Origin of the sequence: Candidatus Chloroploca asiatica (genome assembly GCF_002532075.1) — a bacterium.
In the GTDB taxonomy this organism is placed as follows: Bacteria; Chloroflexota; Chloroflexia; order Chloroflexales; family Chloroflexaceae; genus Chloroploca; species Chloroploca asiatica.
The window spans coordinates 85,494-96,467 of record NZ_LYXE01000036.1; the positions used below are offsets into that span (position 1 = coordinate 85,494).

Here is a 10,974-nt window from a genome sequence, read left to right on the forward strand (position 1 = left end):
ACCCTGTCCCTGGGAGCGAGGGCATCTTGCCCTCGAACGTACGACGAGGACAAAGCCATGACCACACTTGATGATCGGTTACGCCATCGTTTGCACGCTGCGGGCATTGCGGCGAGTGATGAGGATCTTGAAGGGATTGCGGCGAAGGGGTTTTTGAGTCGGCTGACCGATTTTGTCCGCATTGTGGCCGAGACGCCGGCGGCGACGCCGCCAGATTACCTGGATGCCCAGAGTTTGCCTGTTCCATCTGAGGTTGTTGTGGCAGCACCTTTGCCCCTGGATGGTCCTGTGGATAGTCTGCTTGGCGTCGCTGCGCAGATCCGCGCCGGGGCCACGAGCCCAACGGCACTGGTCGAAGCCGCGCTGGCCCGCATCACGGCGTATGATCCAGCGTTGAATGCGATACAAATGGTGCTGGCCGAACAAGCCTATGAGGCGGCTCAACGGGCTGAAGCGGAACTGGCGGCAGGTCATGAGCGTGGCTGGCTGCACGGCATCCCCCTGGGGATCAAAGATCTTCTGGATATGGCCGGCTTGCCGACGGCGGCTGGTTCATTGATTTGCGCCGGGCACATGGCAACTGAGGATGCGACGGCCGTTGCACGCCTGCGTGACGCCGGGGCGGTTCTGGTGGCGCGCACCCGTATGTCCGAGTTCGCCTATTCACCTGGCTCGAACAATGCCCACTATGGGGCAACCGGCAACCCGTTTGACCCGACTCGTGATACCGGCGGATCGAGTAGTGGCTCGGCGGCGGCCACGGCGACCGGCATGACCTATGCTGCCCTGGGAACTGATACGGGTTGCTCGATCCGTATTCCGGCAGCTTTCTGTGGCCTGGTTGGACTCAAACCCACCTGGGGACGCACCAGCCTGGCCGGGGCCGTGACGCTCTCGTGGTCGCTTGATCATCTCGGGCCATTGGCGCGGACGGTTGCCGATGCCGCAGCAATGTTAGAGGTGCTGGCCGGGCCTGATCTACGCGATGGGCGCACGTTGCGCGGGGCACCACCGTATGTCACAGGCGAGCTTGGGGCAGGGGTACGTGGCCTGCGGATCGGCATGATGGTCAGTGATGGCAGTGGCTTGCCGATGGCCGGGGTCGAGCAGTTCGATGCCGTACACCAGGCCGCCAAGGCCCTCGAAGCCGCTGGAGCGACCGTCATCGAACTGGACATACCTGAACTCGATAGACTACGGGTGATTGGCAGTGCGCTGCTCGCCATAGAAGCGGCCTCGTTTCATATGCCCTGGTTGCAGACCCGGCTCGGTGACTATGGTGAATTTATGCGCCAGCGCATCCTGTCGGCGTTTGCCTATGAACCGGGCGCCTTTGTGCGTGCGCAACAAGCGCGGGCCTTCTTGCGTCGTGCGATCAGTGCGCGCACCGCCGACTTTGATCTGTTGATCGGGCCGATCCATCCAGGGCCAATCCCAGAACGTGGCGTACCAGCAACCAATGGCCTGGCGATCCCCTTCAACTGTCTCGGATGGCCCGCCCTCACCCAACCGACCGGGTTCGGCAGTGACGACTTGCCGCTCAGTGTCCAGCTTGTGGCCCACCCCTGGCGCGAAGCAACCCTGCTCCGCGCCGCCTATGTGGCCGAGCAAAGCCTGGGCTATGTGCGATGGGAACCGGGTTCAGGGCCAATAAGTTTCACATAAGCTCACGCGAAGGCGCGAAGGGGTGCTCACCTACGCGAAAAACGTTGCGCCTTTGCGCCTTTGCGTCAAAACAACCGCCTTCTTGGCAAGATATTGGGTTCAGAACGCATAGCCTGAGATGCTGCGGCGACGAGATGCTTACCGAGCTGCGAGGGTTGGCAAGAAGATGCGATACCGTGCGCCCGGTTGCGCTGGCGTGGCGGCGAGGCCGATGGCAAGCCCGCGTGTGTCACTGATCGTGATCGGTTCCAGGCTCACCGCAAGCCCCTGCGGGAGATTCGCGGCGAGTGGGTAGGTACCTGGGCGGGTTTCTCCCAACAGATAGCGCCCGTCGTGATCGGTGACGGTGGTTTGTCCACCGAGCACGATGGGTACGCCCGCGAGCGGCGCTTCCCAGGGCTGGCGTAGGCCGTCGCCGTTGCTGTCGAGCCAGGCTGTGCCGCGGACGATGCCCGCCGGGACGGCAGGGAGTCCGATGGCGCTGTTGGTGGCAGGGTTGGCTGCGCCTGGAGCGACGGCCCGCCACCAGGGCGTGATAGTGTATGTGCCGTTAGGCACCTCCCAGAAGCGGAACATGCCGCGGGCTGTGCGCTGCGTCCCTACGCCGTTGACCGTCACGGTGATTGGTGTGGTGACCAGCGGCTCGTCGGCACCACGCTGGCCGTCGTTGTCCCAGTCGTCGTAGACGGCCCCCGAGAGTTGCGCCAAGGGGCGGAGAGCGATGCTTAGCCCGCCACCGTCTTCGAGGGTGAGCGTTTGGGGTGGGACGGCGGCATACGCTGCCGGAGGCGTGACGGTGACGGTGTAGGTTCCGTCGGGAAGCGTGGGGAGGCTGAAGCGGCCCTGTGCATCGCTGACAACCGTGGCTGTCGTGGGGCCAGTCAGGGCAAGCATCACCCCGGCGACACCAACTTCACCCTCGCGGAGCCAGGTGTCGCCGTCTTCATCGGCAAAAACTTGCCCCTGCAAGCCTCCGGCGAAGCGGAACGGCAGTGGCGGCAGCGTTGCATCAGCACCATTCAGCCAGATCGAGGCCCTGTTGCCCTGCACTGGCAGATACCCGGTCGGCGCTACAACTTCGAGGGTCTGGAGCCCGTTGGCGAGACCGGTGATCAGACCGGTCGTATCGTTGCCGACCCGCACACCAGGTACGGATGGTTCGTTGTCGTCCCAGACTCCGTTCAGGTTGTCATCGCGGAAGGCCGACCACGCGAGCGCGGCGCTCTCGGTCAGGTTGCGTGGCTGGGCGGCAGCGGGAACCAGCGTGAGGTCGCGCTGCCAGTAGCCTGGATGCCAGATGATCGCGCCGCCCGTAGTCTGATAGCTGAAATTGGTTCCGGTGGCCTGGAAGGTGCTTTGCTGATAGCCGCTGAGTTGACGAGCAGCGATGCAGTAGGCGAGACCGTTGCCCGGCAGCATGGTGGTCAGCAGTTTGTACGCGCCGTTGATGTCGCTCGTCGTTTCGAGACCCTGCCATGCCGGATTGCTCTGCTGGCAACCGCCATCGGGTACCCACTGGTAGTACCCGATGCGCACCCCCGCTACGCCTGCACCATTGGCGGTGATCCGTCCATACACCGTATTGTAGTTGTGCTCGCCGCCGCCCTGGTAGATACCGATGTTGGCCTGCACTGGCTGTGTCCCCGGCAAGAACCAGCCCGGCGCTTCGGTCAGGCTATCGCTGGCACTGGCCGCCTGGCTGACGTAGAGATCCACCGTGACGAGATACCGTACCCCCGCTTGCACGTTGGTGAACAGATAGGCTCCGTTGGCATCAGGCACGGCAGTTTGTACCGGCAAGCCGCCGTCGTTCAACAGGGTGACCACGTACCCGGTCGCGGAAGCTTCGCCCACATCCCGCTGCGCATTCAGGTTGGCATCAAGATAGACCAGACCGCTCAGGTAGCCAAGCGGGTTGAGCGTCAGGTTTTGCTGGAGGCTCTGCCCGGCGGCGGCATAGTTCACAACCGGCTCGCTCGCCAGCAGATGGCCCGGCGGCAGTGTGGGGATGCTCAGACGGTACTGGCCGGTGGGGAGATTGGTGAACTGGTAGAAGGCGTCGCTGCACCAGCCGACACATCCGGTCGCCGCGACGGTCTCGTAGGTCTGATTCGTCGCCACATTCGTCAGGCGCACCGTCGTCCCGGCCATCGCCCCCTCCGGGCCGATAACCGCACCACTAATGCCGCCGGCGACCCGCACCGCCACCTTGCGCGTCGTCACACCGGCTCCAACGACAACATTGAGTGGCTGCGCCGCGCTGATCGTATGCCCCGCCGGAGCGACTACATTCAGACTGTAATTGCCCGTTGCCAGCACAAAGGTCGCCCCGTTTTCGCTGACGCTTCTGGTCTGGCCGCCCACGGTAGCCGAGCCGCTGCCAAGCAATGGCTCGTTGCTGTCGTGGGTGCCATCGCCGTCTACGTCCCAGAAGACCTGCACCAGCAGGGTGCCCTGCGCATAGACAGGGAGCATGACGGGCACGCCGCTGTTGCGCGGCATCGCTGCACCATTCAAGTTGGCCGGGGCAACATCCGCAGGCAGCGTGCTGGTGACGATCCTGACGCACCCAGGTGGGCTGCCGGGCGCGGCGGCCAGGGCACGCATCTGCGCCACAAGCGGATTGGTGAAGAGCACCAGCCCGTCGGTATTGGTCGTTCTGATGTCGATGGGAGCGGCAAGCCCGCCGCAGGGCTGGTTGGTCAGGGCCACATCGACCCCGCCCAAGCGCTGTTCCCCCGGATTGAGTTGCCCATCGTGATTGCTATCGAGAAAAACGATAGCGCGTGGACGGGCATCATTGGGCGGCAGCGGAAATTGCACCCAGGGGACCCCACCGCTGGCCGGAACAACCGCGATGCGCGTCAGTTGCAGGTCGGGCGTGCTCATCGTGACCCGGTATTCGCCACTGGTAATCGAGAGCACCGTGAATGAGCCATCAGAGGCCGTTGTGTGGGTGGAGATAGGGGTGTCTGTCAGGCTTGTAACGGTGATCGCCGCCCCGGCATAGGGATCATCAATGCCCACGTCGTAGCTGCCATTGTTGTTGACATCATAAAAAGCATACCCGGTCAGACTGCGGTTTTCGGTGCGCGTATAGCCGAAATTGAGCATCTCTGGCGAGCCAAAGCCAGTCAGGTCGCGCCAGGCCGAGGGAGCGGTCTGGGGGACAAAGCCACCAGGGAAGTTGATCGTCACGCGGTAGTTGCCCACGGGCAGGTTGGGAAAGGCATAGTAGCCGGTGTTCCAGCCCGTCCCAACGGTTGTCACCGTCGTGCTGATGACGGTTCCCGCAGCGTTGGCGAGCGTCACTGTGAGGTCGTTATTGCTGGGGATATTGGTCTCGGTGCAATAGTCGGTGTTGCCGCGCACCCCCAGCGGATAACAGCGATCCCAATAGGCATAACCGCTGATCGTCTGGAGATTGGTGGGGTTGAAAGGATAGTCCACTTCGGCGTGGGTCTCGCCATCCAACGTCACCACGCTGGAACTTTCCGGCCAGCCCGGTTCTGCCGGGATAACAACAACCTCGTAGCTACCCGGCGGCAGATCCGTGATCACCGTCGCGGGATTGGCGCTGGTCAAATCCACCGTTGCCACCAGGTTGCCATCGGCGTCGTAGATTTCCACCGTACACGGAAAGCCCTGCCCCGCAACTTCGCAGCCCACCGCCAGCGCTTGCGCCGGGGTGACGGTAAACGTGGTGTTGGCAAAGGTATTATTGGCGACAACCACGGTGCGCGACGTGGGTGCGACGATCGTTTCGGGAGGCAGATATTCAGGTAGGACCGTAAGCGTGTACGTGCCCGCATCCAGATCAGCCCAGGCCTGCCCATTCACACCGGTGGCGAGCGTCTGATCTACGCCGTTGCCCTGCAAGCGAAAAAAGATGAACCCTGCCGGCAGAGTCTGGCTGCCAATGGTCTGCTGCGTGTGGACGGTGAGGCGGCCGATCCGCTCCGCCAGCCAGTTTTCGGTGACAAAGCTGTTCGGCGGCAGCGGAAAGACACGGAAAGCACTGCTGCTGCCGATGACATAGGGGTATGGCAGGTTGATGCCTAAGCCTTTGTTCTCGGACGGTGCCTGTTCGACGAAGGTGTAGTCGCCGTTAGCATTGGTGGTGGTGACGGCAATCGGCTGGGCAATATTCAGGCTCGCATTGGGGATGCCCGCGCCACCGGTCGTCGTCACGCGCCCGCTGACGGTGCCGCCACGATTGAAAGGCGCGTGGTAATTCAGCAGCGGATCGTCCTGATCGAGCCAAATATTGAAGCCCCCTAAGCGGCGCTCGGGCGGAAAAAAGCCCGGGGCGTACATCTGCAGAACGTAGACCCGCTCGTGGGGTAAGATCAGGCGAAACAGGCCGTCGGCGTCGGTGGTGATGGTCTGTTGCGAAAATTGAAAGCCATAGAAATCGAGTTGCAACCCGGCCAGCGGCTCTTCGTCGGGCTCGGGAAAGCCAGAGCCATCCAGGTCTACCCAGGCGCGCCCGGCGATGATACCAAAACCGGCGGGCGGCGTTTCGTGCAGCCCAAAGTTCACGACGGTGCCGCCCTGATCGCCCATCGGGATGGCAAGATCGGTCGCCGTGGTCGGCGACATATTGGTGGCTGAAGCGCTCACGGTGTAGAGGCCCGGTTCGGGGATACGGATCTGGTACCAACCGTCAGCGTCGGTTGTCGCTTCGATACTTCCCGTAGGGCCAACAGCCGTAACCGTCACCCCGGCCATGCCGTCTTCACCGAGACCCAGGATGCCGTCAAGATCCCGATCCTGCCAGACGCGGCCATTGATGTTGGGGGCCTCGACCAGCGTGACAACCGTGTGCGCCTGCGCACTGCTGCTGTTGTTGCTGGCCGTGACGGTAGCAGTATAGACCCCAGGTGCGGCGTAGCTATGTTCGACCAGCGGCCCGGCGGCCAGATTGCCGTCGCCCAGATGCCACACGTAGCTCACGCCCGTCCCGGCACTGATGCTGGCGGCAAAGGTGACAGGATCATTGGCATAGCCCGAGGTGGTGTGGGTCGCGTTCAGCCCGACGATTGGCGGATCGAGCACGCCCCCGGCGGGCAGGGCCAGCGAAAACTCCGACGTGCTGCCGTCGGCGTGCGTGGCCGTGGCGCTGACGAACTGATTGGGCGGAATGGTTGTGGGCAGAGTCACGTCAAATTCGGCGTCGCCTTCGGCATCGGTGCTCACACTGGCCGCACCCAGGTAGAACTCACCCTCGCCGTAGCCACTGGGATCGGCCTCGGCGCTGTAATAGAAATCGAGCGTGAAGGTGATGTTGGGGTTACTATTCAGAGAACCTCGAATAACCGTAGTGCCATTGGCATAACCCTGGGCAAAGGTGATGACCGGGTAGTTTTGCAGGTTGTTGCCGCCGGTGTCCAGGTCGTCATCATCGTTGATATTCACGCCATCGGGCCAGCGCAGATCGATGCCCAGCTGCGAATTGGCGTAGATGCGGTTGCCGCGAATCGTATTGCGCAGGCCAGTATTGCCCACTCTCACGCCGCTGTAGAATGCCGAGATTGTGCCATTGTGGGCGATAAGGTTGGCTTCCCCAGGTTCGGTACCGCCGATCACATTGTCATTGCCCGATAGGAAAAGCCCGTGCTGCCCATTGCCCAGCGGCGTGACGCCATCCGCACCCACGCCAATCCGATTGCCGGTGATCAGCATATTGGACGAATGGGTACTGATGCCTTCATAGGTGTGGCCAGAGATGACATTGTCGCGGATGATCGTGGGAGCGTACGAGGTGCTACCGATGCCGACATTGTTGGGCAGCGCTGCCAGACCAGTGGCGTCTACCCCCATCCAATTTCCGGCGATGATCGTGGGTGGCGCGTCAGGGTTGGGCAGGTTGTTGAAGTAGATAGCGTACGTGGAGACATTGGTATTGCCGGAGATCAGGTTACCTTCCAGGTCGTCGGAGACGCCGTCGCTATTGGTGCCGATGCGGTTGCCGTAGCCGCCCAGCAGGATGCCGGCGCGCGGCGAACTGCCGGTTCCATTGCGGATGGCAACCATGCCAGTGATGTCGGTGCCGATCTTGTTGCCGGCGACGACGTTGTTACGCGCCCCGGTTTGCTGCAGCATCACGCCAAAATCGATGTTGCCGGAAATCAGGTTGCCTTCCAATTCGTCAGAAACACCATCGCCATCCGTGCCGATGAGATTGTCATACGCGACGTAGACACGCACGCCTTCCGCCTGGATACCTACGCTAGCCGTGCCGCTGGCGTTGGTGCCAATCAGATTGCCGGAGATGCGGTTGTGGTGGCTCTCGTTAAGGTTGCTTGTGCCGGTCAGGTTGATGTTGAGGATGCTGCCGCTGATGACGTTGCCTTCCAGCGCATCGCCTTGCCCGTCGCCATCAGTGCCGATGACCGTGTAACTGGCTTCCTGCACCAAAATACCGGCGGCGGCGACGGTCTGATTGTTTGTACCCACAGCCGCTGTTCCCGCCGCATTCAGGCCAATGTAATTGCCCATAATCAGGTTGCCCACAGTGGCGGGCTGATAGATCCAGATATTCTGCGCGACGTTGGCCGAGATGACGTTGCGCTCGGCCACATCGTTGACGCCGTCGGCATTGGTGCCAATGCGGTTGTTGCTAGAGCCGCCGTCAATCCAGATGCCGCGCGTATTAGCAACCCGCGTATCGCCGGCGAAGTTCGTGCCGATATAGTTGCCGTAGATCCAGTTGCCGCCGCCGGTTTGCAGGCGAATGCCACCGGCGAAGCCGCCAATCGCAAAGCCATTGATCACCAACCCGCGCACGACGCTGCCGCCGCCGGTGAGGGTGAGGCCGACGGCCTGAGGACCCGCCAACGCGCCATTGATTTCGATGAGGGGTGGGCCGGTGTAGCTACTGCCGCCCTGACTCCAGCCGTCAAGGGTGACCGGATCAGTGATGGTAGGAAGCGCCGAAGCAGGCTGAATGGTTTGCTGGCTCCCAGTTATCCCAACCGCGAACGCGATCGTATCCATGCCAGGGTTGGCATTGGCATCAAGGATGGCCTGGCGCAACGAACCAGGGCCACTATCGGCAGTGGTCGTCACGACCAACGTAGATGTCAGCAGCAACGGTTCGGCGCGCACCAGGGTGCCCACATGGCCCACCAGCAGCAACCCGACAAGCAAGAGCATCACGCTCGCCACGTATCGCGTCCGTCGAAACATCCCACCAACTAGCCAGCGCATCGTTGACTCCTGTCGCCATATGAGGAAAATCGGGGATGCACCCATCATAGCATCCAGGTGTCCACAAATTGTCGCCACGAGCGCTTGAGCCTAGAGCCAAGATCTTGCACATGCGGGCTACTCGTATTGATGCAAAGGCGCAAAGTTTTTCGCGTAGGTGCGCTCACCCTTCACGCCTTCGCGCCTTCGCGTGAGCTTCTTTCAATCGTCTTGGGTCAAGAACCACGGCAGAAGAGGCAATTGCCCAAATATCGCACCATAAACACTAGTCAAAAGCGTTTACTTTCTATATAATAGAAAAAAACAACGACCCTCCTCGCATGGCTTTATCCCAAGGAAACATAGTATGCGTGCTCGCCGTTTGCTTCCACTGGCCGTTCCGTTACTCGTTATTACTGCTATCATAAGTAGTATTCTCTGGACACAGCATATTGAGGCGCGTCACCCGCGGGCCGATTTTGTGCCCCCGGTGAGCTACCGTGAGGCGCGGGCTGCGGTGGTTGCGGCCCAGGCCAACGAGGCGGCTTTCCGTGCCAGCCAGTTCCAACAGGCGGGCATCGTGAACGCAGAACAATTGCCTCGGATGCAGACCGTCTATTTTGCGCAGACGGGGCATCACGTGAGCAACCGCAGTGGCTTTCTCAACTTCTGGCGGGCGAATGGTCAAATCCATACCTTTGGCTATCCGCTCACCGAAGAGTTTGTCGAAGATGGGCGCATTGTGCAATACTTCGAACGAGCCCGCTTCGAGTACCATCCCGAGTTGCCTGCCGATGAACAGGTGCAACTCGGGTTGCTGGGGCGTGATATGCTGGCCTACCAGGGTTTCCCGGCCCCGATCGAAGATCCACAGACAGGCGTGCTCTACTTCCCCGAAACGGGCCACACCCTCTGGGGCGAGTTCCGGAAAGCCTGGGAAAAGCGGGGTGGCATGCGCATCTTCGGCTTCCCATTGAGCGAAACCGTTGACGAAGGCGGGCGGCTCGTCCAGTATTTCGAGCGGGCCAAGTTCATCTATTTCCCCGAGGATCTGCCGAGTTTCTTCCAGAGCATGCGCGCTTCGACGGGCTACCGGATCAACTCGCTCCACGAGATTCAACTGAGCGATCTCGGTCGGCAACTGGCCCAACTCCGTGGGGTGAATATTGCCCCGGTCACGCAGATGCCGGGCACGTTGACCTGGCACCCCGCCATCTGGGAGCGCCGCATCGAAGTGAGCCTCAGCGAGCAGTGGCTGAGCGCCTACGAAGGGGATCTGCTCGTTTTCCGTGCGCCCGTTGCCACCGGAAGGGACGGCTTCAACACGCCAGTCGGCGAATATGCGATCTACCTCAAATACCCAATGCAGACGATGGCCGACTGCTTGGGAGGCGAGTGCTGGGAAGTCCCCAACATCCCGTGGGTACAGTATGTTGTGGGTGGCGTAGCCCTGCACGGTAGCTACTGGCACGACAACCACGGCACGGGTATCCGTGCCTCACACGGCTGCATCAACCTGCGCATCGATGATGCCCAGTGGCTCTACGGCTGGGCCGACCTGGGCACGCGCGTCATCATCTCGTACTAACGAGCGCTCATCTTGCGCAACAAACAGCGAGGCGTGATGTAGGCATTGCTACATCACGCCTCGCTGTTACCCATACTGGCGGGGAGGGAGGGATTCGAACCCTCGAGGGGATTGCTCCCCTAGCGGTTTAGCAAACCGCCGCACTAGGCCTCTATGCGACCTCCCCGTACGTACGCAACAAGCTAAAACTGGAGGGGGCGGTGGGATTCGAACCCACGGGACGTATTGCTACGCCCTTCGGTTTTCAAGACCGACGCGATAAACCGGGCTCCGCCACACCCCCACTGGTTTTGTCCGGCAGAAGATCTGGCAGGCGGGACAGGAATCGAACCTGCAACCTGCGGATTTGGAGGCCGCTGCTCTGCCAATTGAGCTACCCGCCTTCGCACAGCGAGATAATACCACACTCTGCCTGGCTTTGCAACCGGCCGTTAGCGCTGGTATAGGGCGATCGCATCATACGAAACCGGATACAACGGGGCACCCGCAAGGGGTGCCCGTACCGGGGCGGGGGCCGAATCCGGTGTACG

Annotated in this window: 3 protein-coding genes and 3 tRNA genes; 2 read left to right on the forward strand and 4 right to left on the reverse strand. The window is 61.6% G+C overall.

Annotated elements, in window-relative coordinates:
* Positions 1 to 57: 57 nt before the first annotated feature.
* Positions 58 to 1,665, forward strand: coding sequence for an amidase (locus A9Q02_RS03330; protein WP_097650943.1), 1,608 nt, complete (start codon positions 58 to 60; stop codon positions 1,663 to 1,665).
* Positions 1,666 to 1,803: 138 nt separating this feature from the next.
* Here the strand turns inward: A9Q02_RS03330 and A9Q02_RS03335 are convergent, their stop codons facing one another.
* On the reverse strand, positions 1,804 to 8,877 hold the full coding sequence (locus A9Q02_RS03335) for an SdrD B-like domain-containing protein (protein ID WP_172450586.1): 7,074 nt from the start codon (positions 8,875 to 8,877) through the stop codon (positions 1,804 to 1,806).
* Between the two features lie 346 nt (positions 8,878 to 9,223).
* On the opposite strand from A9Q02_RS03335, the gene A9Q02_RS03340 reads away from it, so the two are divergent.
* Positions 9,224 to 10,444, forward strand: coding sequence for a L,D-transpeptidase (locus A9Q02_RS03340; RefSeq protein WP_097650945.1), 1,221 nt, complete (start codon positions 9,224 to 9,226; stop codon positions 10,442 to 10,444).
* Between the two features lie 76 nt (positions 10,445 to 10,520).
* On the opposite strand, the gene A9Q02_RS03345 is transcribed toward A9Q02_RS03340, so the two are convergent.
* The 3 genes from A9Q02_RS03345 to A9Q02_RS03355 form a co-directional block, all read right to left on the reverse strand.
* Positions 10,521 to 10,610, reverse strand: a tRNA-Ser gene (locus tag A9Q02_RS03345).
* 23 nt (positions 10,611 to 10,633) lie between these two features.
* Positions 10,634 to 10,727: transfer RNA gene (locus tag A9Q02_RS03350), tRNA-Ser, on the reverse strand.
* A gap of 24 nt (positions 10,728 to 10,751) precedes the next feature.
* Positions 10,752 to 10,827 (reverse strand) — tRNA-Trp (locus tag A9Q02_RS03355).
* Positions 10,828 to 10,974 lie beyond the last annotated feature (147 nt).

Coding starts and splice junctions, on each gene's coding strand:
- A9Q02_RS03340 (WP_097650945.1), top strand. CDS start 9,224: ATGCGTGCTCGCCGTTTGCTTCCACTGGCCGTTCCGTTACTCGTTATT.
- A9Q02_RS03335 (WP_172450586.1), bottom strand. CDS start 8,877: ATGCGCTGGCTAGTTGGTGGGATGTTTCGACGGACGCGATACGTGGCG.
- A9Q02_RS03330 (WP_097650943.1), top strand. CDS start 58: ATGACCACACTTGATGATCGGTTACGCCATCGTTTGCACGCTGCGGGC.